General features: G+C 43.5%; 22 protein-coding genes and 1 other annotated feature. Of the genes, 16 read left to right on the top strand and 6 right to left on the bottom strand.

Annotation, left to right across the window (positions count from 1 at the left end; translation table 11 throughout):
* Nucleotides 1-6: 6 nt before the first annotated feature.
* Nucleotides 7-795: a cytochrome c biogenesis protein CcsA gene (gene ccsA / locus MSG37_RS02070; protein ID WP_248468897.1), complete on the bottom strand. Its 789-nt coding sequence runs from the start codon at nucleotides 793-795 to the stop codon at nucleotides 7-9.
* Between the two features lie 386 nt (nucleotides 796-1181).
* Between ccsA and ffh the strand changes: the two genes are divergently transcribed.
* From ffh to MSG37_RS02015, 11 genes are all read left to right on the top strand, one after another.
* Nucleotides 1182-2555 carry a signal recognition particle protein gene (gene ffh, locus MSG37_RS02065; protein ID WP_248468896.1) on the top strand — a complete coding sequence of 458 codons (1374 nt, stop codon included), beginning with the start codon at nucleotides 1182-1184 and terminating at the stop codon, nucleotides 2553-2555.
* A 217-nt stretch (nucleotides 2556-2772) separates the two neighbouring features.
* On the top strand, nucleotides 2773-3024 hold the full coding sequence (rpsP, locus tag MSG37_RS02060) for a 30S ribosomal protein S16 (RefSeq protein ID WP_012154307.1): 252 nt from the start codon (nucleotides 2773-2775) through the stop codon (nucleotides 3022-3024).
* A 20-nt stretch (nucleotides 3025-3044) separates the two neighbouring features.
* Nucleotides 3045-3575 (top strand): ribosome maturation factor RimM, encoded by a 531-nt coding sequence (rimM, locus tag MSG37_RS02055; protein WP_248468895.1) that lies wholly within the window; start codon nucleotides 3045-3047, stop codon nucleotides 3573-3575.
* Between the two features lie 15 nt (nucleotides 3576-3590).
* Nucleotides 3591-4337 (top strand): tRNA (guanosine(37)-N1)-methyltransferase TrmD, encoded by a 747-nt coding sequence (gene trmD, locus MSG37_RS02050; protein WP_248468894.1) that lies wholly within the window; start codon nucleotides 3591-3593, stop codon nucleotides 4335-4337.
* Nucleotides 4338-4373: 36 nt separating this feature from the next.
* On the top strand, nucleotides 4374-4727 hold the full coding sequence (gene rplS / locus MSG37_RS02045; protein WP_012276214.1) for a 50S ribosomal protein L19: 354 nt from the start codon (nucleotides 4374-4376) through the stop codon (nucleotides 4725-4727).
* Between the two features lie 305 nt (nucleotides 4728-5032).
* Complete coding sequence (locus MSG37_RS02040; protein ID WP_248468893.1) at nucleotides 5033-6124, top strand: 3-deoxy-7-phosphoheptulonate synthase; 1092 nt, start codon at nucleotides 5033-5035, stop codon at nucleotides 6122-6124.
* A gap of 14 nt (nucleotides 6125-6138) precedes the next feature.
* Entirely contained in the window at nucleotides 6139-7278 is a 1140-nt protein-coding gene (gene tyrA, locus MSG37_RS02035) for a bifunctional chorismate mutase/prephenate dehydrogenase (RefSeq protein ID WP_248468892.1), read from the top strand.
* Between the two features lie 394 nt (nucleotides 7279-7672).
* On the top strand, nucleotides 7673-9337 hold the full coding sequence (gene hcp, locus MSG37_RS02030; protein ID WP_248468891.1) for a hydroxylamine reductase: 1665 nt from the start codon (nucleotides 7673-7675) through the stop codon (nucleotides 9335-9337).
* A 104-nt stretch (nucleotides 9338-9441) separates the two neighbouring features.
* Nucleotides 9442-10566, top strand: a complete 1125-nt coding sequence (locus MSG37_RS02025) for a hybrid-cluster NAD(P)-dependent oxidoreductase (protein WP_248468890.1) — start codon at nucleotides 9442-9444, stop codon at nucleotides 10564-10566.
* A 186-nt stretch (nucleotides 10567-10752) separates the two neighbouring features.
* Nucleotides 10753-11139 carry a hypothetical protein gene (locus MSG37_RS02020; protein WP_248468889.1) on the top strand — a complete coding sequence of 129 codons (387 nt, stop codon included), beginning with the start codon at nucleotides 10753-10755 and terminating at the stop codon, nucleotides 11137-11139.
* A gap of 37 nt (nucleotides 11140-11176) precedes the next feature.
* A complete protein-coding gene (locus tag MSG37_RS02015) occupies nucleotides 11177-12463 on the top strand; it encodes a sodium:proton antiporter (RefSeq protein WP_248468888.1) in 1287 nt (428 codons plus the stop codon).
* A gap of 25 nt (nucleotides 12464-12488) precedes the next feature.
* On the opposite strand, the gene MSG37_RS02010 is transcribed toward MSG37_RS02015, so the two are convergent.
* Nucleotides 12489-14462, bottom strand: coding sequence for a chorismate mutase (locus MSG37_RS02010; RefSeq protein ID WP_248468887.1), 1974 nt, complete (start codon nucleotides 14460-14462; stop codon nucleotides 12489-12491).
* Nucleotides 14463-14613: 151 nt separating this feature from the next.
* Nucleotides 14614-14732, bottom strand: a sequence feature (Phe leader region).
* On the opposite strand from MSG37_RS02010, the gene MSG37_RS02005 reads away from it, so the two are divergent.
* Nucleotides 14630-14839 (top strand): hypothetical protein, encoded by a 210-nt coding sequence (locus tag MSG37_RS02005; protein WP_248468886.1) that lies wholly within the window; start codon nucleotides 14630-14632, stop codon nucleotides 14837-14839. Its footprint overlaps the feature before it by 103 nt.
* Nucleotides 14840-14853: 14 nt before the next feature.
* Here the strand turns inward: MSG37_RS02005 and raiA are convergent, their stop codons facing one another.
* Nucleotides 14854-15216 (bottom strand): ribosome-associated translation inhibitor RaiA, encoded by a 363-nt coding sequence (gene raiA, locus MSG37_RS02000; RefSeq protein ID WP_248468885.1) that lies wholly within the window; start codon nucleotides 15214-15216, stop codon nucleotides 14854-14856.
* Between the two features lie 310 nt (nucleotides 15217-15526).
* On the opposite strand from raiA, the gene MSG37_RS01995 reads away from it, so the two are divergent.
* Nucleotides 15527-16219 carry a cytochrome b/b6 domain-containing protein gene (locus MSG37_RS01995; protein ID WP_248468884.1) on the top strand — a complete coding sequence of 231 codons (693 nt, stop codon included), beginning with the start codon at nucleotides 15527-15529 and terminating at the stop codon, nucleotides 16217-16219.
* A 66-nt stretch (nucleotides 16220-16285) separates the two neighbouring features.
* On the opposite strand, the gene MSG37_RS01990 is transcribed toward MSG37_RS01995, so the two are convergent.
* The gene (locus MSG37_RS01990; RefSeq protein ID WP_248468883.1) at nucleotides 16286-16747 is read right to left on the bottom strand and encodes a cytochrome c; all 462 of its coding nucleotides are present in this window, start codon (nucleotides 16745-16747) and stop codon (nucleotides 16286-16288) included.
* Between the two features lie 227 nt (nucleotides 16748-16974).
* Here MSG37_RS01990 and trpR point away from each other — a divergent pair, with 227 nt between their 5' ends.
* Nucleotides 16975-17253, top strand: a complete 279-nt coding sequence (gene trpR, locus MSG37_RS01985) for a trp operon repressor (RefSeq protein WP_248468882.1) — start codon at nucleotides 16975-16977, stop codon at nucleotides 17251-17253.
* 55 nt (nucleotides 17254-17308) lie between these two features.
* On the opposite strand, the gene MSG37_RS01980 is transcribed toward trpR, so the two are convergent.
* Nucleotides 17309-17686, bottom strand: coding sequence for a hypothetical protein (locus MSG37_RS01980; RefSeq protein WP_248468881.1), 378 nt, complete (start codon nucleotides 17684-17686; stop codon nucleotides 17309-17311).
* A gap of 189 nt (nucleotides 17687-17875) precedes the next feature.
* Nucleotides 17876-18538 carry a peptidylprolyl isomerase gene (gene slyD, locus MSG37_RS01975; protein WP_248468880.1) on the bottom strand — a complete coding sequence of 221 codons (663 nt, stop codon included), beginning with the start codon at nucleotides 18536-18538 and terminating at the stop codon, nucleotides 17876-17878.
* A gap of 712 nt (nucleotides 18539-19250) precedes the next feature.
* Between slyD and thrA the strand changes: the two genes are divergently transcribed.
* Nucleotides 19251-21716, top strand: a complete 2466-nt coding sequence (thrA, locus tag MSG37_RS01970) for a bifunctional aspartate kinase/homoserine dehydrogenase I (RefSeq protein ID WP_248468879.1) — start codon at nucleotides 19251-19253, stop codon at nucleotides 21714-21716.
* Nucleotides 21713-22648, top strand: a complete 936-nt coding sequence (thrB, locus tag MSG37_RS01965) for a homoserine kinase (protein WP_248468878.1) — start codon at nucleotides 21713-21715, stop codon at nucleotides 22646-22648. Before thrA ends, thrB begins: the two co-directional genes overlap by 4 nt.
* Nucleotides 22649-22688: the final 40 nt, after the last annotated feature.

Genomic DNA, 22688 nt, shown 5'->3' with positions numbered 1-22688 from the left:
TAGAGCTTATTGCAGGATGATCTCTTTAACAATACGCGCGCCAAAGTAGGCTAGCGACAATAACACACCACCGGTTAAGGTGTAGGCTACTGCGGTTCTAATACGGCAACCAACCCAGTATTGCTGGGCCAGCATGGCGATATAAACGCACCAAGCCATAATAGAAAGAATCGCTTTGTGGCCTTTACCTTCCTCAAACATATCGTCTAAGAAAATAAAGCCAGTTGCCAAAGATAAACTCAATAAAATAACCCCAACAATCACCAAGTGATAAAGCTGTTTTTCAACAGTCATTAATGGTGGCATTGCTGATGTCATTACAATTTTCTTGTTTTTCAGGCGGTTTTGAATAATCGCTAGCTGAATCGCGTAAAGTGCGGCAATCATCAAGGCACTATAAGCCATCAGTGAAAGCACTACGTGCACTAATACATCTGGGTGAATTTCAAAATGAATGATGTATTCAGGTGGCACTAGCCAAAGCAGGGCAACAGAAATAACCGAACAAGCATAAACGACAGGCAACACCACAATGACTTTTAGTCTGAATAGCAAAATAGTGAAGCTGAAAGTGATGATCCAGTTAACCATCGAAATAACGTTGGTTAGACTGAAGTTTTGTCCATCACTTGTCATAATCGTTTGTGATAGCGCCGCAGCATGCAAAACTACGCCGATGGCAGCAATGCCGGCAACGAGTTTTCTATTGGGTCCGTCAACATGAAACAGGCGACTTGCGACGAGAACCAAAGCAATACTATAAAATAACATGGCAGTAGCTGAAAAAATGACCATTGAGTATTAACCTATTGTGTTATGAACCTGATGCTTTAACGAAAGCCGACTAACCGAGTTGCATACTAACGTGATTTAAACGGGAGTTAAATCGCTGAATGAGCTAACGTATCGCGTTGTCTCTTTTCATTAAAGTCATTTCGATTTTAATCATTGTGCTCTCATGTAACCTTATTGGTAGAATAACATGAGCTATGGCCTTTTGGGCAGTGACCTTGATTGCAAAAATGGGTCGATTCTTTGTTCTAGAACCTATTTTTGGTAAATATTTTATAATTGGGTGTGTCCGTTATAAAAGTAACTTGCGTCATTCTGTAGCATAATATCTGGGCATCGCTATAATACAGCCCCATCAATAGCAAATTTAAACGGTAAAGAACTGGATAATGTTTGAGAACTTAACTGACAGATTGTCACGGACTCTGAAAAATATCAGTGGCCGTGGTCGCTTAACGGAAGAAAACGTTAAGGAAACCTTACGCGAAGTCCGCATGGCTCTTCTTGAGGCCGATGTTGCCTTGCCTGTGGTTCGTGAATTCGTAAATAGCGTTAAAGAACGCGCTGTTGGGCAAGAGGTTTCAAAGAGTCTAAGTCCAGGCCAAGCCTTTATTAAGATCGTTCAAAGCGAACTTGAAAACGCCATGGGCGAAGCAAATGAAGCTTTAGACCTATCGGCGCAGCCTCCTGCTGTAATCATGATGGCGGGTTTGCAAGGTGCGGGTAAAACAACCAGCGTTGCAAAACTGTCTAAGTTCTTACGTGAGCGTGAGAAAAAATCTGTGCTTGTGGTTTCTGCTGACGTATACCGTCCAGCAGCAATTAAGCAGCTAGAAACGCTAGCGACTGAAGTTGATGTGCAATTCTTCCCATCGGATGTTAGCCAAAAGCCGATAGACATTGCTAATGCGGCTATCGCGCACGCTAAGCTTAAGTTCATTGATGTTGTTATTGTCGATACTGCAGGTCGCTTGCACGTTGATGAAGCCATGATGGACGAAATTAAAGAGCTGCATGCTGCGGTTAAGCCTGTTGAGACACTGTTTGTGGTTGATGCCATGACAGGTCAGGATGCGGCAAACACAGCTAAAGCCTTTAATGAAGCGCTACCACTTACCGGTGTGGTTTTAACTAAGGTTGACGGTGATGCACGTGGTGGTGCAGCGTTATCGATTCGCCATATTACTGGTAAGCCGATTAAATTCTTAGGTGTCGGTGAAAAAACTGACGCATTAGAAGCGTTCCACCCAGATCGCGTAGCTTCGCGTATTCTTGGTATGGGCGATGTGCTTTCTCTTATTGAAGAGGTTGAGCGCGGCGTTGACCAAGAAAAAGCCATGAAGCTTGCAGCTAAAGTTAAGCAAGGCGGAAGTTTTGACTTAGAAGATTTCCGTGAGCAGCTACAGCAGATGAAAAACATGGGCGGCATGATGAACATGATTGAAAAGTTACCAGGTGTAGGGCAACTGCCTCCTGAAGCTTTAGCTCAAGTTCAAGACGGCAAAATGACAGGGCAGATGGAAGCGATTATTAATTCTATGACGCCAGCTGAACGCCAACGTCCTGATATCATCAAAGGTTCGCGTAAGCGGAGAATCGCGATGGGCAGCGGCACACAAATTCAAGATGTGAACCGCTTACTTAAGCAGTTCACACAAATGCAGAAAATGATGAAGAAAATGTCGTCAAAAGGCGGCATGAAAAAGATGATGCGCGGCATGAGTGGTATGTTACCACCAGGCATGAAAATGCCGGGCCGCTAAGCATTAATTATATTCTGCAAAGCTAAATTTACAGACCAGAGTAAAACTTGCTCTGGTCTGTTTATCGTTTTAGGCGTAAAAAACGCCGATTACGGTTGCATTCGTCGGTCAGTCAGGTAAAATCTGCCGGCTTTCTATCTGGGGCTCTCCGCGAACACGGAGTTTCAGTTTTTATTTTTGCTTGATAAAAAGCAAATCATTAGAGGATACCAAACGCATGGTTACCATTCGTTTAGCTCGTGGCGGCGCAAAAAAGCGTCCATTTTATAACATCGTTGTAGCTGACAGCCGTAACGCCCGTGACGGTCGTTTCATCGAGCGCGTTGGCTTTTTTAACCCAGTAGCACGTGGCCAAGAAGAAGCTCTACGCTTAGATCTTGACCGTGTTGAGCATTGGGTTGCTAACGGTGCTGCTACTACTGATCGTGTAGCAAAATTGATCAAAGACGCTCGTAAAGCTGCTGCTTAATAGCGTTAGGGTATAGATTGATGAGTAGTAAACAAGAACCCGTCATCCTTGGCAAAATCGGTTCAAGTTATGGCATTAAAGGTTGGTTGAAGATCACTACCTATACCGACTCTGTTGAAGGTATTTTTGACTATTCACCTTGGCTTATTAAAGAACAAGGCGAATGGCGCGAGGTTAAAGTCGTTCAGTGGCGTTTCCAAGGTAAAGCAGTTGTTGCTTGTCTTGAAGGCGTATCAACACGAGACGAAGCACAAGCACTGACTAATTGTGAGATTGCTGTGTCAGCTGAGCAGATGCAAGAGCTTCCAGAAGATGAATTCTACTGGCGAGACCTTATAGGCTGTGAAGTGGTTAATACCAAAGGCTACAACATGGGTACAGTTCAAGAGATCGTGGAAACAGGATCAAATGACGTACTTTTAGTTAAAGCTAACGCGAAAGATGGCTTTGGCAAAGCGGAACGTATGATTCCCTTTGTTACTGACCAGTTCATCCAAAAGGTGGACTTGGCAGCAAAACAGATTTTAGTGGATTGGGATCCGGACTTTTAAGTCGAGGTACAACATATGTGGTTAGGGGTAGTAACCCTGTTTCCCGAGATGTTTCGTGCCGTAACAGACTTTGGTGTAACGGGTCGTGCAGTTAGTAAAGGGTTACTAGAGTTGCAAACGTGGAATCCTCGCGATTTCACCCATGATAAGCATAAAACCGTGGATGACCGCCCTTATGGTGGTGGCCCGGGAATGTTAATGATGGTGCAGCCTCTACGTGATGCCATCCATGCAGCAAAAGCTGCAGCTGGAAAAGATGCAAAGGTGATTTACCTGTCTCCTCAGGGCCGTAAGCTGACACAGCAAGGCGTTGAAGAGTTAGCAAAGTCATCCAGTTTGGTTTTAGTGTGTGGTCGATACGAAGGTGTTGATGAGCGCATTATTCAAACTGAAGTGGACGAAGAGTGGTCAATAGGAGATTACGTGCTTTCGGGCGGTGAACTTCCAGCGATGACTCTGATTGATTCAGTTTCAAGATTGGTTCCTGGCGTGCTAGGAAAGCAAGCTTCTGCAGAGCAAGACTCTTTCTCTGACGGATTACTGGATTGCCCCCACTATACGCGTCCTGAAAGTTTGGATGGACTGGATGTTCCAGCCGTATTACTAAGTGGCAACCACGAACATATTAGACGCTGGCGTCTACAGCAAAGCCTAGGTAGGACTTTGTTGAGACGACCAGAATTACTTGAAAATCTAGCTCTGACTGGCGAACAAGAGAAGCTTTTAGCCGAATTTGTTGACAGCATCAAACAAGATGATTAGTCGAAGCGCAGTTATTACTAGTATGGAGTTTATTTAATGAATAACATCATCAAAATGCTCAACGAAGAGCAAATGAAAACCGACGTACCACAATTTGGTGCCGGTGATACAGTAGTTGTTAAAGTACGTGTTGTAGAAGGCGGTAAAGAGCGTCTACAGGCGTTTGAAGGCGTTGTAATCGCTAAGCGTAACCGCGGCGTTCACTCTGCATTCACAGTACGTAAAATCTCTAATGGTGAAGGTGTTGAGCGTGCGTTCCAGACTCACAGCCCAATCATCTCTAGCATCGAAGTTAAGCGTCGCGGCCGTGTTCGTCGTGCTAAGCTTTACTACCTACGTGATCGTTCAGGCAAGTCTGCACGTATCCGTGAGAAGCTTGCTACTAAGTAATTTAGTACTCGCTAAAAAAAAGATGCAGTGTTCGCACGAGAAACCGCCTATATGGCGGTTTTTTGTTGGCTAAAATTTAGTAAGCCTTCTTCACTTACCTTACCGCTAAATTTTTCATTATTTAAAATCAGTGCTTGATCTCAACAGCACGAATAGGCATAGTGTTCTCAAGGTGTAATGGTGTACCGTTACAATATTACTTGTGGTTTGATTGATAACAATCACAAGGACAGCAATTGAGACGTTTTTCAGTGAAATAGAAACTGGCAGCGAAATACAGTAAGCGATAAATACAGGTGATAAACATGCAACAAGACACAATCAACAATGTTCATATTAGTTCCGAGCAAGTGCTGGTAACCCCGGAAGAACTAAAACGCGATCTGCCTTTGTCTAAGCATGCTTATCAATACGTACTTAATGCCCGCAAAACGGTTGCAGACATAGTGCATAAACGTGACAACCGCGTATTGGTGATTTCAGGTCCTTGCTCTATCCATGATATTGATGCAGCTAAAGAGTACGCGCTTAAGCTTAAAAAACTGCATGACGAATTAGGCGATGAGTTCTTTGTTCTGATGCGGGTTTACTTTGAAAAGCCGCGTACCACAGTTGGCTGGAAGGGCATGATTAATGATCCTGATATGGATGAATCCTTTGATGTCGATAAAGGTCTTAGAAAAGCCCGTGAGTTGATGATTTGGCTTGCTGAACTTGAGTTGCCTGTCGCCACTGAAGCGTTAGACCCTATTAGCCCACAGTACATGTCAGAGCTTATCACTTGGTCTGCAATTGGCGCGCGCACGACTGAGTCGCAAACGCACCGCGAAATGGCATCGGGTCTTTCTATGCCTGTTGGCTTTAAAAATGGCACTGACGGCAAGCTAGGTGTTGCCATTAACGCGCTAGAATCTGCTGCTAGTGGTCATCGCTTTATGGGGATTAACCAGCAAGGGCAGGTAGCGCTATTACAAACTGCAGGAAATCCAGACGGTCATGTGATTCTGCGTGGCGGTAAAACGCCGAATTACGATGCCGCGAGTGTGGCAGAGTGTGAGCAGCAGCTACATGCTGCAAATTTAAGTGCACGCTTAATCGTTGATTGCAGCCATGGCAATTCATCAAAAGATCACAATAAGCAAAAACCAGTGTGTGAAGACGTATTTAACCAAATCGCTTTAGGTAATAAATCCATTATTGGGGTGATGCTCGAAAGCCACTTAAATGCGGGTAAACAAAGCAGCGACCTGCCACTTGATCAATTAGCTTATGGTGTATCAGTTACCGACGCCTGTATTGATTGGCAGACCACTGAAGCGTTACTTCGCCAAGGTGCAAGTGATTTAGCATCGGTATTACCGACAAGATTTGATATGCTCAAAGTAGCAAATGGCTGATGGAAGAAAGATTAATGAATGAGAAGACGACAGCAGAGCTTGAAAACCTAAGAGGCTTAATTGATGGTGTTGATCAGCAGCTTCTACACTTACTTAGAAAGCGTCTCGATTTAGTCGCTCAAGTTGGCGCGGTAAAGCATGGTGCTGGTTTACCGATTTATGCGCCGCAGCGTGAAGCCAACATGCTGGCTAAACGCCGTGCTGAAGCCAAAGCCATGAATGTTGCGCCGCAATTGATTGAAGATATCCTGCGCCGACTGATGCGTGAGTCTTACCTCAACGAGAAAGATGTTGGTTTTAAGCAAGTAAAACAAGATTTAGGCCATGTGGTGATCGTGGGCGGTGAAGGTAAGCTTGGCGGGTTATTCTCGCAGATGCTAACGCTGTCAGGTTACCAAGTTAAAAGCTTGGATAAAGATGACTGGGTCAATAGCGAAAGCATTTTTGATGGTGCAGGCTTAGTGATCGTGACTGTGCCAATCAATATTACCTGTGAGTTGATTGCCGACAAACTCACTAATCTACCTAAAGACTGTATTCTTGCAGATCTCACATCGATTAAAGGCGCGCCGGTAGAGGCAATGCTTGCTGCACACTCAGGCCCGGTACTGGGGTTGCACCCAATGTTCGGTCCGGATGTGGGCAGCCTTGCTAAACAAGTTGTGGTGGTGTGTCATGGTCGTGATGCTGATGCGTATCAATGGCTGATTGAACAGATTGAAATTTGGGGCGCACGCATTGTTGAAGCTGAGCCGAGTAAGCATGATAAAGCTATGCAACTTGTACAGGCGATGCGACACTTCTCCTCATTTGTATACGGCTTAAACCTATACAAAGAAGAAGCCGATATCGAGTCATTACTGCAATTTAGCTCGCCAATTTACCGCTTAGAGCTGGCGATGGTAGGTCGCTTGTTTGCCCAGAGCCCAGAGTTATACGCCGACATTATTTTCGCTCAAGAAGAAAGTTTAGTGGCGATTGGTGATTACTTAGATAACTATTCCCAAGCATTATCTATTTTAAAGTCCGGTAACCGTGACGCCTTTGTCGAGCAGTTTGCTGAAGTCTCGCGTTGGTTTGGCGACTTCGCGCCGCAGTTTCAACGTGAAAGCCGGGCAATGTTGCAGTCAGTTAACGATATGAAAACCGGCTAACGCAAAGTGCTAAGTCTGATCATTTTGATCCGTTTTTAGCATGAATGAGTACACTTTATAAAAGGCGCTTAGGCGCCTTTTTTCGTTTTTAGCTGCAGAAATAAGGCAGTTGTTGATAATGGTAATCAGTACCCTATTAACTCATCTCTGACAGGATGTTTTTAATCCTCCTTCGATTAAGTTTTTTTAAAAAGTTACCTTAGTATTTGAAAGTAGGGACTTTACCCTATAGATGTGTTGGCATTTTTAGTCTTTATTAGTGAAATCTAAAAGTGATCTCTTTCATAGTTTCAGCCTTTGATCATAGAAAGTCCTTTTGCAAATTTTCAAGAAGCGTAGACTAATCTTAAAACATGTAAATAAAATGCATGATTAAATTATAGGAGTTAGTGTCGTGTTTTGTATTCAATGTGAGCAAACAATTAGAACACCTGCGGGTAATGGCTGTAGTTACACGCAAGGTATGTGCGGTAAGTCTTCAGATACTTCAGACTTACAAGATCTTCTTATTTATATCTTACAAGGCGTATCTTCATACGCAGCCCTTGCTCGTGAAGTAGGTATTGTTGATCATGAGATTGATACCTTCGTGCCTAAAGCATTCTTTGCGACACTAACCAATGTGAATTTTGATGATGAGCGTATTATCGCTTACACCACTCAAGCTGAAACCTTCCGTAATCGCTTAAAAGCGGCTTATGAAGCTAAGTGCAGCGAGCTCAATATCCAAGCTAAACCAATGAATGCGCCTATGCAATTGGTACTAGGTGCGACTAAGCCTGAAATGCTATCTCAAGCTCTACAAGCTGTGCCTAATCGCGGCAAAGATGAGGTCCATGAAGATATCATGGGTTTACGTTTGCTTTGTTTATACGGCCTTAAAGGCGCTGCAGCTTATATGGAGCACGCTCGTGTGCTTGAGCAAACTAGCGATGAAGTGGCTGGTGAATTCCACCAGATCATGGCGTTTCTTGGCGAAGACTCAGTTGATGCAGACAAGCTATTTAACACTGCTATGCAGATTGGTCAGCTTAACTACCGCGTAATGGCCATGCTTGATGAAGGTGAGACTCATGCATTTGGTCACCCAGAACCTACTCAAGTTAATACTAAGTCTGTTAAAGGTAAGGCGATTTTAGTGTCGGGTCACGACATGAAAGATTTAGAGCTGATCCTTGAGCAAACCCAAGGTAAAGACATCAACGTCTTCACTCACGGTGAGATGCTGCCTGCACTGGCTTACCCTGAACTTAAAAAGTACCCACACTTAGTGGGTAACTACGGCAGCGCTTGGCAAAACCAGCAAAAAGAATTTGCCACATTCCCTGGCGCGGTAGTGATGACATCTAACTGTATCATCGACCCAAATGTTGGTGACTATTCAGACCGTATCTTTACTCGTAGCATTGTTGGCTGGCCTGGTGTGACTCATATTATTGGTGATGATTTTAGCGAAGTGATTGCTAAAGCTGAGTCTTTAGAAGGCTTTATCTATGATGAGATCCCCCATCTAATCACCATAGGTTTTGCTCGTAATGCGCTAATGGCAGCGGCTCCTACCGTAATTGAAAATGTGAAGAGTGGTGCAATCAAGCATTTCTTCTTGGTAGGCGGTTGTGACGGTGATAAGCAAGAGCGTGGCTATTTCACTGATATCGCGACTCAAGCACCGGCTGACTCAGTTATTCTAACCCTAGGTTGTGGTAAGTATAAGTTCAACAAGCTTGAGTTTGGTGACATTAATGGTATTCCACGTCTATTGGATATTGGTCAGTGTAACGATGCTTACTCGGCTATTCAGCTTGCGATTGCGCTTTCTGAAGCGTTCGAGTGTGACATCAATGAATTGCCACTTACGTTAGTCCTTTCTTGGTTTGAGCAAAAAGCGATTGTGGTACTGCTAACGCTATTGTCTCTGGGTGTGAAAGACATCATGACAGGCCCAACAGCGCCAGCATTCTTAACGCCTAATCTAGCTAAAGTGCTAGAAGAGAAGTTTGGTCTGCGTAACACCACCACAGTTGAAGCTGATTTAAACCGCGTGCTTAACGTCGCGTAGCGTTAACTAATTGGGTGAAAGTTAAGTCAAGAATGGTCACCAGAGTGTGGCCATTTTTTAGTTTTAAAGTTTGTTCGCTTTAATGTGTGATAGGTAGGTGTCGTATGAATGTAGCAATCAGTAGTCAGGTTTCTATGCCAGATCCATTTTCTGCCCAGCAGTGGCAATCGGGTGAGCATCAGTTAGTTTGTGTTGAAAAGTGGAATGAAACTCATGACGTGATGAGCTTTCGCTTCCAAGGCACACAACCTGTTAAGTTTCATTTTAAACCGGGGCAGTTCTTGACGCTGTTACTTGAAATTAACGGCGAGAAAATTGGCCGCAGTTATACCATTAGCTCTTCACCTTCACGTCCTTATTCGATTGTATTAACGGTGAAGCGAATTGCTGGCGGCAAGGTATCTAACTACCTGGCTGATCACCTTGAAGTCGGGCATGTTGTGCGCGCTTTGGGGCCTGATGGCGCGTTTAACTTGGTGGATATTACTGCCCAGAAATACCTGTTTTTGAGCGCGGGCTGCGGCATTACACCTATGTACTCAATGTCACGCTGGTTAACTGATACCGAAATGGGACCAGATATCAGCTTTTTACACAGCGCAAAGTCCAACAAAGATCTGATTTTTGAATCCGCTATCGCGCAGATGGCTGAGCGTAGTGCTGATTTTAAGCTCAACTATATTTTGGAAGAGCTTGGCATATTCGCTAATGTTGGAGCGAGCGCTAAGTTTACCGACAAACAAGCCGGGCGTTTGAACGCTGAAAACCTTGCGCGTTTAGTGCCAGATTTTAAAACCCGTACTGTATTTGTCTGCGGTCCAGAGCCTTATATGAAAGCTGTTAAGGCATTACTTGAGTCATTAGACTTTGATATGAGCAAGTTTCATCAAGAGAGCTTTGGTAGCTTTAAAGGCGATAGTGCAGAACTCAATGCAGCTCAAGTACAGACTCAAAATAATAGTGTAGAAACGAATGGCTTTATGCTGAGTGTTGCTGACAGAAATCGCCCCTTATCTGCTGAGCAAACACTGCTGGACGGCATTGAAGCTGAAGGCTTACCGATTATTGCCGCCTGTCGCTCAGGCGTGTGCGGCGCCTGCAAGTGCAAAGTGTTAGAGGGCGAAGTTGAATCTTCAAGCCAAATGACATTAACAGCTGATCAAATTGCTGCCGGTTACGTATTGGCTTGTTCAACTAAGTTAAAGTCAGATGTAAGCCTCGAGCTATAGTTAACAACTGAAGCTAATAGCTGCTGCTAACAACTTGAGCTATCTGAGTCGATTAAAAGAAACCTTTAATAAATCAGCTTGTAAAGTTGCGTAACTTAGATTGAGAAAGTAAGGTTAAAGACAGGCCTTGAAGGATTTGCGCCTGTCTTTAATCGTCTTAGATAATGTGTCTCTATGGAGTGGCGTATGGCATCGACATTACATTCTCAACCGCTAGCATTGGAAGATAAAAGCCTAGCTCACTTGCTGTATGGCATGATGGCTTGTTTCCCGCTTTTTCTCGTTCCCGCAGCGCTTAGTCTGCTTATCAATATTTATCAGCCTCAATCCCAGTGGCTGTCTTTATCAAGTACACAGTCAAAGTCTGAATCAGCACCGCAGCCAAATAGCCTTATTGCATCACATTTACGTTGGCAGCGCTGGTCGCTGATTGGCATGTTTGCTGTGATGTTTGTTGCCTACCTAATTAACACACAATGGCTTAGTACAACTTTGTATGTGGCGGCAGCAGTGTGGTTTAGTGGCCGAGTATTCAAAGGCTGGCTTAGCCTGATTGAAGGTCGAACTATTTAACTTTTCCTTAGCTGTTTTATTTGACTGAGAGCTGCCTGTGACAAGCTACGAAATCCTTTGCCTTTTATCTGCGCTTTCTTTAGTGATCTCGTTAATTTCTTCACGGCTACATCGTTGGCAGCAGACCATCACCATTACCGCATTGGCGCTTGGTTTAAGTTTAATTATCCTCGCAGCAGGTAAAATCTTTGGTGTGTCAGTTTACTCAACCTTAGTTACCGATCTTGAACAACTTGATTTTAAAGCCCTTCTGCTAAATGGCATGTTGGGCTTTTTACTTTTTGCTGGTGCTTTGCAAATTAAGCTTAATGTATTGAAGCAACAAAGGTGGGAGATTTTTGTGCTTGCCTTTATCGGTACATTAGTATCAACAGCCATTATCGGCGCTTTATTATATCTGCTATCAGGTTTTTTAGGTTTGCAGCTTAACTTTAGTTATTGCCTGCTGTTTGGGGCGCTTATCTCACCGACAGATCCGATTGCGGTACTTGCGATAATTAAGCAGTTGGGCGCGCCAGAAGATATTGCTATTCAAGTTGAAGGCGAATCATTATTTAATGACGGTATCGGCCTGGTGATTTTTGTCGCTATTTCGCAAGTGGCATTTTCAACAGAGCCGTTAACTGTTGCTGGTGTCAGTGGCTTGTTTATTAGAGAAGCGCTAGGCGGATTACTTTATGGCGGAATATTAGCAGCCATACTTCATGGCATGCTGCACTTTTCAGAAGAGCGAACCCAATACCTATTAATGACTTTATTGATCCCTAGCGCAGGTTATGTCGGGGCCGATATGCTTGGCGTATCAGGCCCATTAGCCATGGTGGCATCAGGTATTATCATTGGTAATGTCAGTGTGCCCAAATTGTTAGCAGAGTCTGAATGGGGGCATTTGGAAAGCTTTTGGTTGTTGATTGAGTCGTTCTTTAATTCCTTATTGTTCTTGTTACTTGGTCTACTGTTGCTGTTGATACATTTTGATGCCGAGCTATGGTGGTTTATGTTGCTGGCTGTGCCAATTGTGCTTATTGGTCGCACGCTAAGTATTTACCTACCGTATATTGGGTTTCGACGCTTTAGACACTACAACTCATACGCAGAGAAAATATTAGTTTGGGGCGGGCTGCGCGGCGGTTTGGCTCTGGCTATGGCGATGAGTTTGCCCGCAGGAGTGATGATTATATCGGGGAGTAATATTGATTTACGTGAGCTGCTGATGGTGATGACGTACGCTGTGGTGGTGTTTTCAATCTTAGTGCAAGGCACCACAATCCCGAGTTTAATAGATAAAAGTAACGCTGAGCATGAAGCCCAGCGTAAACCTTAAGACTATTTGCTTTTTGTCAGTTTAGTTAGTGATACAAGTTACTCAGAACCGTTTTGACGAGTTCATCAGATTGCCCCAGGCTACCTGATTCGATAGCATTTAGGTTCATCATTACTCCATCACCTTTTAGCTGTTTAATCGCTTTGGCAAATGTTGGCAATTGTTCTGCATCAATGGCGTAACTAGGATTTACCACAACCGGTAAGTGGCTTAAGGCTTTTAGCTCAACTAAGGCGGCTAAGTCTAATGATGGCTTACCTGAGTTATTTAAAGTGGTTACACCTGACTCACACAAAGCCAGTTGCTGATTGCCTTGGCTTAGCACTTCTTCTGCAGCATTAAGTAAGTCATCAACACTTGCCATAGCATTACGCTCTAGAATGACCGGGATAAGTAACGAGCCCAATTGAGTCAGTATGGCTTGGTTATACATTAAGTTGCCTGACAGCATGACCATGTCGGCAAACTGCGTTGCAATGGTTAAGTCTGTTTCGTGCTCAATGGCTAAAATACACACTAAGTCAAACTGGACGAGGGCATTTTTAAAGTTGTCAATTGAGCTTATCAGATCACTTTGTTGACTGAGCCCTTGAATTACAACAGCCTGAAAACCTGATTCTTTAAGCTCTTTCGCCATCTGTTCAAACTGTGGTAGCTCTATGGGTAGCTGAACCTGAGCTAGCGCGCCAATATGACCATTTCCAAGGCTGAGTTGCCCACATAGTACTTGGCTTGGCTGTGCTTTATATTGCTTACTAACGCGTTGCTCTTTTGTTTGAGTAGTTGCCTGTACGATAGTGGCTTTTGAAGTATTAGGCTCAATCATTAATTGGCTACTGCTTAGTTGAGTCGGCTTAACCGTCTCACAAGGGTAGCAACCTAGCACTTTAATGAAGCGGGTGGTTTTTTCTAACTCTTTAAGCGCGGCTTGCATTGGTTCACTAGCAAGATTCGCGTCAATATCAAGGTAGAACATCTCTTCCCATGGCGTGCCTGGGATCGGCCGAGATTCAAGCTTACTCATGTTTAGATTACGTGCTTTTAGTACTAACAAAGCTTCAACTAGTGCGCCGGGTTTTTGCCCTGTTGCCATAATAAGGGTGCATTTGGCTGGTAGTTGTGATGGCACTTCAACAGCTTTTCTAGCAACCACAATAAAACGGCTTTGGTTAATTTTTTGATTGGCAAGCCCTGACTCAACTGCTTCTAGTTGATAAAGTGCACCGCCCTCCGCGCTTCCAATTGCAGCAACGCTATTGTCATTGGCGTTACACACCTTTTCCATTGCCTCAGCGCTACTAGAGCAATACTCTAATTTAAACTCACCATGCTGGCTTAAATAACGGCTACATTGGCTAATTGGTTGCGGGTGAGCATATACGGTTTTGATGTCGTTGATTGTGCTGCCGCTATTGGCGAGTAGACAGTGACCTACCTCAATGGTGGTTTCACCGACAATGGCTAGGCTGGTGTGTTGTAACACGTCATAGACTTCATTGATTGAGCCTGAAGAGGTGTTTTCTATAGGTAAAAAACCATAATCGGCATGGCCTGACTCAACGGCGCTCACGATTTCATCAAAGCTTTGACAACCTAAATCTTGCATTTCCACTTGGCGTCTATCGCAGTAACGGCTGGCCGCTAGATAAGAATATGAGCCTCTGGCACCTAAATAGGCGATGCAATATTGCTGCTTCTGGGTTTCAGGATTGGCGCGCCCATGTAAGTAAGCTTGCTGGTTAAGTACCGAGTCTTCAATAATGCTTTGATAAAGCGAGATCACATAGTGGGCATCGAGTCCTTGTTCGCGACCTTGTTTAACTAACCTAGACAGCAACTCTTTTTCGCGAGTGGTATCGCGAATAGGACGGACATCGACTTCTTTACTACGAGCGACATCTAGGCTTAACTCTCTTCTTCTTGCGAGTAGCGCCAGTAATTCATTATCGAGACTGGTGATCTGTTCACGTGTGTGATTTAAAGGTTGTGGTTTGTTCATCTTGGCCTCTGTCTCTGCGCGCTAATTCAAAAATAGGTCTTAAAATCGATAGTGATTATCGTTAGTCTTTGAGCTTTTACACAACTGTTCATTTTATGCCGAATAACAAGAACTCATATATAAGTTCCATAAGGTTTTATTGCTTTTTCTGCATAAAAAAGCCTCCCATGTGGGAGGCTTTGGAATTTTCACTTTCGTTTTTACACCGAAATTCCGCCTCCGTGGGTGGGGGGCATAAAAAAGAAAATAAAAAATACAGTATGGATTTTGTTCATGGGATTAAAACTAAAGGTGAGGGCGTTGAGTGTCAATCAAAACTTGGGCTAATTGAGTTTTTTGCATTAAAAAGCGCACCCGAGGGTGCGCTTTGCGTGTAAATTTAACAATGATATCAAGCTGCGTATTCCTCCTCTAAGTTATCATCGAAGTCGTCATCAATTGCTTCATCTTCTATTTTAAGTGTTGCGTGACGTTGACTTTCAGGTTTATGAGTCAGGCGATTTAGCTGTTTCTCCAGCTTTTGTCCCATTGCATTAATTGCTGCGTAAAGGTCGTCGTGTTTCGCCTGGGCAAATAGTTTGGCACTTGGGATGCCGACAGAAGCTTCAATCTTAAAACCTTGCTTCTCCTGTTCAAGAATAATGTGTGGATTAATTAGCTGCACATCGTGTCTAGCTAATTTGCCAAGTCTGGCTTCAATGCGTTCGCGGATAGATTCAGTAACTTCAAAGTGCTTGCTAGTAATCTTTATCATATGTCGAACCTTTTGTTGTTTCCTTGAATTCAGACTACCAATCTCAGGATCAAAAGTCGTGATCTAAATCACGTTTTGTTGGCTCTTTTAAACTGTTCGCTTTTTATTTGATCACTTAGACAAATATAGACAATAACCGCCCAAATTTCCTTGAAAACCCATAAAAATCGAGTCATATTGGATTAGATAAGTTGCTTCTACTTTATTGTTATCTTCAAAAATATCTGTGTAAATAACCCCATAGCTCTTCCTTATTTCCCGCTTTATAATGTAGCCGCAAACCAAAATTAATTACTAAGAGTGGCTGAACATGGAACAAAATCTAGTCAAAGTTAAAGTGTGGGATATCCCAACACGCGTTTTCCATTGGGGGATGCTGTGCTTGCTGGCAGGATTGTGGTGGACCGCAGATGCCGGTGAAATGGAATGGCATCAGATTCTAGCTTACGGGTTAATGGTGCTGATTGGCGTCAGACTGATTTGGGGATTTATTGGCAGTGATACTGCAAAGTTTAGCCACTTTGTTCGTTCGCCAAAAACGGTTTTGAACTACCTTGGCAAAACGAAGCGCGAAGGGATTTCAACATCGCTTGGTCACAACCCTGTTGGTGGCTATATGGTTGTGACTTTAATTACCCTTATTTGTGTGCAATTAGGCACGGGGTTATTTGCTACAGATGAGATCTTTACTGAAGGCCCACTTTATGGATTGGTTAGCTCTGATACCGCAAGTTGGCTTACATGGTTACATAAAAAGAATTTTGATTTGATATTAATCTTAGCGGCAGTACACGTATTAGCGGTTGGGGTGCATATGATTAAAGGTGATAAAATTCTTGGGGCTATGTTTAGCGGTTATAAGAAGCTACCTGAGTCAAAGGTTGCTGGAGTAAACGCTGATGACCTTGCCTTTGCTTCTGTTATTAAAGCTGTTGTTATTGCGGCTGTGATTGGCGCTCTTGTTGTGAATTACTTAATGCTACCTGTGATTGATATGCTTTAGGTAAGGTATAACATTTACAAAAAAAGCCTGTTTATTTAAACAGGCTTTTTTTGGCAGAAAGACTAGTTAGTCTTTCTTATATACGTCGTGACAGCCTTTACAGCTTTTACCTGTATTGCCAAAAGCTTTTTTAAGTTCTCTTTTATCGCCTTTAGCTGCAACTTGCGCCAGCACTGCCGCATTTTCTTGGAAGGTTTTCATCTTGGCGTCAAAATCAGCTTTGTCTGTCCAAACTTTAGCAAGTGCTTCTGTGTCGCCTTTATCAGAACCAGCGATAAAGCCCTCTAGTGGCAGCTTAGATAGCGCAGCGACATTGTCTGCACGCATAGCAAATACTTCAGCGTTAAATTCTTTCTTACCTTTTAACATGGCACCCATATCACCAAAGTTATAGGCAATCATGCTAAAAGCTGATTGACGGTAATGCACGGCGTCTTCAGCTTCTTTAAAGTTATTTGCGTAAACACTGGTTGCGAATGTTGCAGTTGCTGCTAGTGCGATAAGGCTCATCTTTGCAATTTTTTTCATGGTTATTTCTCACGTTTTTATTGTGTTATGTGATCCGTTCTGGTGCCATTGTATATAGTTTTATCCTATCTGCACCAATCGTTTTTCATAATAGTTACTCTTAGTTACAAATGAGTGATATTTAGCAAAGCCTAATGATTTATCTAAAGTGTATTGGCACGTTATTCTTGCTACAATCATGTTGTAATGACGCACTAGTACGTGATTATTTGTCAATAGGAGATAAGATGCGCGCAGAGTGGGATTCAGTATTAGAGAAGGTGTTAATGCAACCGGATCAGCAAAGCTTGATCGTGTTATTTGAGCTACTGCTTACCGAGGAGGAGCGTAGCGCTGTTGCTGGCAGGTTGAAGGTATTTCAAATGCTATTACAAGGTGAAATGAGTCAGCGCCAGATTGCGCAGGAGTTTCAAATTAGTATTGCGACTATTACTCGCTGCTCCAATTATTTAAAGCACATGCCTGAAAGTCAAAGAGCTGAAATTAAGCAATTAATCATGACTTAGTAAATATGTTTGCTTTGAAAGGCGCTAGCAATGATTTAGGGTCTGATGACTCTTGCTAGGAAGCTATCTCTACTTTTACAATTTTATGCTTACGGTATTGGCTGCGCCTAAGTGCCAAATAGGCTGCATAGCTTACCAGTACTAAGCTAATAACTGGGCTATGAGTGGATTCAATCTTTAAAATTAGCAGTGCGCCGAGTAAATACAGCGCTGGCATATGCTCGTAGATAAAACGCGGCATAATGCCCTTTTTACGACGGCTTTTAAGATCTGTGCGGCGATTGTTTGAGCGTAGAGAATAGATTTTACTGCCAGTTAGAAAAAGCACAATCCCGGCACTTTGCGCTACAGCTGAATCGAGTAAGCTGATTGCTAGACCACCAAGTAGCAAATAGCCATAGGGTAACGCTTCATATATAGGTTTTGATAACATTTGCAGTTCCTTTGCAAAAAGTGTCTAAAACAAATCTTGTCGTATACTGATTGGTATAATCCAGCTCATATAGCAAGCTAGTTTAGAGCATAAAAAAGCCCGTTTCATTGCAAGCAATGAAACGGGCTAAAATTCATTCTAAAGCACTAGTAACAAAGTTAAGCGTTATTAAGTGCTATAGGGTTAGACTTAGTGTCTGCAACCGCAGCCGCCGTTACCGTCACAGCCTTCTTTAGCTTCTTTAGCTTCTTTAGTCTCGTCTTCGCTGCAGCATCCGCCTTCGTGCTTATGCTCGCCACTACAGCAACCACCTTCATGGCCGTGATCGTGTCCGCCGCCACAACATCCGCCTTCATGACCGTGGTCATGGCCGCCACATCCGCCGCCGTGTGCGTGAATATGACCATGTGCGATCTCTTCTTCAGTTGCTGCACGTACTTCAAGTACTTCAACATTGAATACTAAAGATTGACCCGCTAATGGGTGGTTACCGTCAACAACGACAACGTCATCTTTAACTTCAGTGACTTGAACTGGACGCTGGCCCATCTCTGTTTCAGCGATAAAACGCATACCAGGAACGATGTCTTCAATGTCGCCAAACGCAGATAGAGGAACTTCTTGACGAAGACCATCATGGTAAGCACCGTAGCCTTGCTCTGCATCTACAGTCACATCAAGGGTGTCACCTTGTACTTTACCTTCTAGAGCAGCTTCTAAGCCAGGGATCATGTTTTCTGCACCATGCAGATAGATCATTGGTTCGCCTTCAAAAGAACTTTCTACAAGCTGACCTTTTGCATCTGATAATCGGTAATGGATGCTAACAGCACATTTTTCGGTGATTTTCATATTCGCTCCAATCGGAAATTTGCGCGCATTCTAGCCTGCTTTAACACTATTGGCGATAGGATGAGTGCACTTATGCTACCTAAGCCACATCTTTATTGGTTGTAAATATGCTTTAGTCGTACAAGTTTTATTCGTTATAGATCTTATCTTTATATTTTGTGCATTTTTATTTGGATAAAGGTTTCTTAACAGCTTGTTAATTAGCTTTATGGCAAATTGTTGAGAATATGCTGTTGGAAGGTTTTGCAGCTTAATATTATGCTTTAGCTATCGATGCTACTTATCTAATATTTTTACTCTATATAAGCTTTTGTTTTATATTGGTTTTAATGTTGAGTTGGTTTTAGTTTACGTTAACGTAAATCAATAATCATTGATATAATTAGTCAGTAAAAGCTTATAAACAAGCGTTTATGACACTTTTGCTACTTTTTTTTCTAATAGCCTCAATAATAACAATTTAGTTAAATTTAGGGGTTGACAGCGCCCCAGTAAAAGGCAATTCTGTTAGTACACAAATTAATCCAATTGGATAATACCTAATTTTATGTTTAGCCACGTTTTAATGAACACCACCATTATTACAACCACCACGATTACTAACGTGGGGGCGGGCTAAGCACAACCTGATATAAGTAAAATATCAAGCCCGCTCCCCCAAAAGGAGCGGGCTTTTTTGTTTCTTGGGTGGGCGCGGTAAAAGGAGTTTACAATGAAAGTTATGAAGTTTGGCGGTACATCTCTTGCCAATTGGCAGCGTTTTCAAGTCGCTGCAGAAATTGTACATCAGTCTGCGAATTCAGAGCCGACTGCAGTTGTTCTGTCTGCGCCTGCAACAGTCACAAATGGTTTGATTGAAATGGTATCTGCTGCTGTAAACGGTGGCGATTACGCCGCGGTATTGGCAAAAGTAGAGCTGGTTTTTAATCATTTATATGACGCGGCAGCGAGCAGTTTAGCTGCTGAACAAAATCAATTATTAAGCAAAAAGCTTCAACTGCAGCTTAGTGATTGGCAAAGTAAACTCGAAGGCATGAGCTTGCTTGGCGAGTGCCCTGAAAGCGTTGAGGCACATATTCTGGTTGGTGGTGAAAAACTGTCGTCAGCACTCATGGTTGAAGTGATTAAATCGCTTAACCATAGCGCCGATATCTTAGTTCCTGAGTCTCTGCTTGTGGGCTATGGTCCTCGCCTTGAGTCGGCTGTAGATATTGAAGCGAGTAAACTTAGATTTAGCGCATTAGATTTATCTGCGGTAGATGTTTGGGTTATGCCTGGCTTTACTGCAGGTGATGTAAACGGCAACGTAGTGACTTTAGGCCGTAACGGCTCAGATTACTCTGCTGCTGTACTATCAGCTTGCTTAGATGCAAGTTGCTGTGAGATCTGGACCGATGTTGACGGTGTTTACAACACAGATCCACGTGTAGTGGCCGATGCGAAGTTGTTATCGCAACTTAGCTACCAAGAGGCGATGGAAGTCTCTTATTTTGGCGCTAAGGTGCTGCATCCTAAAACTGTCGCGCCAATTGCGCAATATCATATCCCTTGCTATATCCGTAACACCTTTAACCCTGAAGCTGTTGGTACTCTAGTCTCAGATCAGCCTGATGAAACCGGCTTAAGCGTTAAGGCGATTTCTAATCTAGATGATCAAACAATGTTTGATGTGTCGGGCCCTGGCATGAAAGGTATGGTGGGCATGGCAAGCCGCACACTTGGCGCCATTTCACGCTCTGGGGTATCAGTGTCTTTAATTACCCAAAGTTCATCTGAGTACAGCATCAGTTTTTGTGTCGCGACTGAAGACGCGGTGCGGGCAAAGTATGCTCTAGAGCAAGAGTTTGAGCTTGAGCTTAAGAGTGAGATCCTTGAACCCATTGAAACCCGTCATAACTTAGCGATTGTGTCGTTAATTGGTGATGGCATGCGCACTCATAAAGGTGTTGCAGCGAAGTTTTTCCAAGCGCTTGCTCAAGCAACAGTCAACATTGTGGCGATTGCACAGGGCTCGTCAGAGCGTTCTATTTCTGCTGTTGTCGAGCAGCGTAAAACTAAGCATGCAATTGCCGCATGTCACCAGTCATTTTTCGATGTACAGCACTATTTAGATGTGTTTTTAGTTGGCAGCGGTAACGTCGGTGCAGGTCTACTAGAGCAGATTAAACAGCAGTGCGACATGCTTAAAGAGCAACACATTAGTATTCGTGTTTGTGGCGTAGTTAACTCAAGAAAAATGCTGCTAGATGCACAAGGAATTGATTTGGCTAACTGGCAAGGCTTACTAGCTGATTGTGAGCAAGAAGCTGATCTTGATGCCATGTTGGTGTGGGCTAAAGAGCAGCAATTGCTAAACCCTGTACTGGTTGATTGTACTTCAAGTGAATTTGTCTCAAATAAATACCTTGATGTGATGAACGCTGGCCTACACGTGGTTACGCCAAATAAGAAGGCCAACACTCGTGATATGGCTTACTACCAAGATTTAAGAATAACCGCCCTTAAGCAGCGTCGTCAGTTCTTGTATGAGACAACAGTTGGCGCGGGTTTACCGGTTATCGATAACTTGAAGAAGCTTCTGTTTGCTGGTGACAAGTTACTGCGCTTTAACGGTATTTTGTCAGGTAGTCTTTCTTATATTTTCGGCATGTTAGATGAAGGGATGACGCTATCTGAAGCGACATCAATCGCAAGAGAAAAGTGTTTTACTGAGCCAGACCCTCGAGATGATTTAAGTGGTATGGACGTCGCGCGTAAAGTATTGATCCTTGCTCGTGAAGTAGGCATGGAGTTAGAGCTTAGTGATATCCATGTAGAGCCTGTATTACCTGAGTCATTTGATGCATCCGGTGATGTTGATGCCTTTATGGCAAATTTACCAAAGCTTGATGCTGAGATTGCTCAGCGTGTTGAAGCCGCTAAAGCAGCGGGTAAAGTACTGCGTTATGTTGGTCAAATTGATGAGCAAGGCTGTAAGGTTAAAATTGCCGAAGTTGATGCAACCGACCCTCTCTACAGTGTTAAAGGTGGTGAAAACGCACTCGCTTTCTATAGCCGTTATTATCAGCCTATTCCATTTGTATTACGTGGCTACGGCGCAGGTACTGACGTAACTGCTGCTGGTGCGTTTGCGGATATTCTAAGAACTCTCAATTGGACTCGTGAGGTGGGTGTATGAGCGTAACAATTTATGCCCCAGCATCAATGGGCAATGTCGGTGTCGGTTTTGATCTGCTTGGTGCAGCACTTGCGCCAATTGATGGCAGCTTACTGGGCGATAAAGTCACAGTGGCTGCGGCTGAAAGCGGCATTTCGTTAGCGTTAGCGGGTCACTGGGCAGATAAACTGCCACCAAATCCGCAAGAGAATATCGTGTATCAATGTGCAGAGTTCTTCTTAGCGCATTTAAATAAAGAAGCTGGCTTAGCGTTAACACTTGAGAAAAACTTACCTGTAGGAAGTGGACTTGGTTCTAGCGCTAGCTCGGTTGTAGCTGCATTAATGGCGCTAAATGAATATTTTGACAAGCCTTTTAACCAGCAAGAGTTACTGCGCTTAATGGGAGAATTTGAGGGCAAGATCAGCGGCTCTGTGCATTACGACAATGTGGCACCTTGTTACTTAGGCGGCATGCAATTAATGTTAGATACGCCTAACTCTGTTTGTGAAGCGATCCCAGATTTTAAGCAATGGTATTGGGTTGTGGCATATCCAGGCATTTCGTTATCAACGGCTAAAATGCGCCAACTGATGCCAGAGCAGTTTGATAAGCAAACAACCATTGATTTTGGCCGCTACTTGAGCGCGTTTGTGCATGCTTCTTATAAGCAAGACGCAGAATTAGCGATTGCGGTATTAAAGGATGTACTTGCTGAGCCGTATCGCGCAGCAGAGATCCCTAACTTCTTATCGGCAAAAGATGCATTACAACAACTTGGTATGCTAACGACAGGGATCTCTGGCAGTGGCCCCACTTTATTTAGCGTCACTGATGATCTTGCTATAGCCAATCAGGCACAGCAATGGCTAAACAGCAACTATATAGCGCAAAGCAAAGGATTTTCTCATATCTGCCGTATTGATACCGATGGCTCTCGCATCCTTGGTTAACCGCGCTCAAGTTAGATAGAAAAGATTAAAAATAGAATTA

Origin of the sequence: Shewanella sp. 1CM18E, assembly GCF_023161665.1 — a bacterium.
GTDB lineage: Bacteria > Pseudomonadota > Gammaproteobacteria > Enterobacterales > Shewanellaceae > Shewanella.
The sequence above is the reverse complement of the archived record's forward strand: the minus strand, read 5'-3'. Positions and strand labels throughout refer to the sequence as shown.

Coding starts and splice junctions, on each gene's coding strand:
- ccsA (WP_248468897.1), bottom strand. CDS start 795: ATGGTCATTTTTTCAGCTACTGCCATGTTATTTTATAGTATTGCTTTG.
- ffh (WP_248468896.1), top strand. CDS start 1,182: ATGTTTGAGAACTTAACTGACAGATTGTCACGGACTCTGAAAAATATC.
- rpsP (WP_012154307.1), top strand. CDS start 2,773: ATGGTTACCATTCGTTTAGCTCGTGGCGGCGCAAAAAAGCGTCCATTT.
- rimM (WP_248468895.1), top strand. CDS start 3,045: ATGAGTAGTAAACAAGAACCCGTCATCCTTGGCAAAATCGGTTCAAGT.
- trmD (WP_248468894.1), top strand. CDS start 3,591: ATGTGGTTAGGGGTAGTAACCCTGTTTCCCGAGATGTTTCGTGCCGTA.
- rplS (WP_012276214.1), top strand. CDS start 4,374: ATGAATAACATCATCAAAATGCTCAACGAAGAGCAAATGAAAACCGAC.
- MSG37_RS02040 (WP_248468893.1), top strand. CDS start 5,033: ATGCAACAAGACACAATCAACAATGTTCATATTAGTTCCGAGCAAGTG.
- tyrA (WP_248468892.1), top strand. CDS start 6,139: ATGAATGAGAAGACGACAGCAGAGCTTGAAAACCTAAGAGGCTTAATT.
- MSG37_RS02025 (WP_248468890.1), top strand. CDS start 9,442: ATGAATGTAGCAATCAGTAGTCAGGTTTCTATGCCAGATCCATTTTCT.
- MSG37_RS02020 (WP_248468889.1), top strand. CDS start 10,753: ATGGCATCGACATTACATTCTCAACCGCTAGCATTGGAAGATAAAAGC.
- MSG37_RS02010 (WP_248468887.1), bottom strand. CDS start 14,462: ATGAACAAACCACAACCTTTAAATCACACACGTGAACAGATCACCAGT.
- MSG37_RS02005 (WP_248468886.1), top strand. CDS start 14,630: ATGTGGGAGGCTTTGGAATTTTCACTTTCGTTTTTACACCGAAATTCC.
- raiA (WP_248468885.1), bottom strand. CDS start 15,216: ATGATAAAGATTACTAGCAAGCACTTTGAAGTTACTGAATCTATCCGC.
- MSG37_RS01995 (WP_248468884.1), top strand. CDS start 15,527: ATGGAACAAAATCTAGTCAAAGTTAAAGTGTGGGATATCCCAACACGC.
- MSG37_RS01990 (WP_248468883.1), bottom strand. CDS start 16,747: ATGAAAAAAATTGCAAAGATGAGCCTTATCGCACTAGCAGCAACTGCA.
- trpR (WP_248468882.1), top strand. CDS start 16,975: ATGCGCGCAGAGTGGGATTCAGTATTAGAGAAGGTGTTAATGCAACCG.
- MSG37_RS01980 (WP_248468881.1), bottom strand. CDS start 17,686: ATGTTATCAAAACCTATATATGAAGCGTTACCCTATGGCTATTTGCTA.
- slyD (WP_248468880.1), bottom strand. CDS start 18,538: ATGAAAATCACCGAAAAATGTGCTGTTAGCATCCATTACCGATTATCA.
- thrA (WP_248468879.1), top strand. CDS start 19,251: ATGAAAGTTATGAAGTTTGGCGGTACATCTCTTGCCAATTGGCAGCGT.
- thrB (WP_248468878.1), top strand. CDS start 21,713: ATGAGCGTAACAATTTATGCCCCAGCATCAATGGGCAATGTCGGTGTC.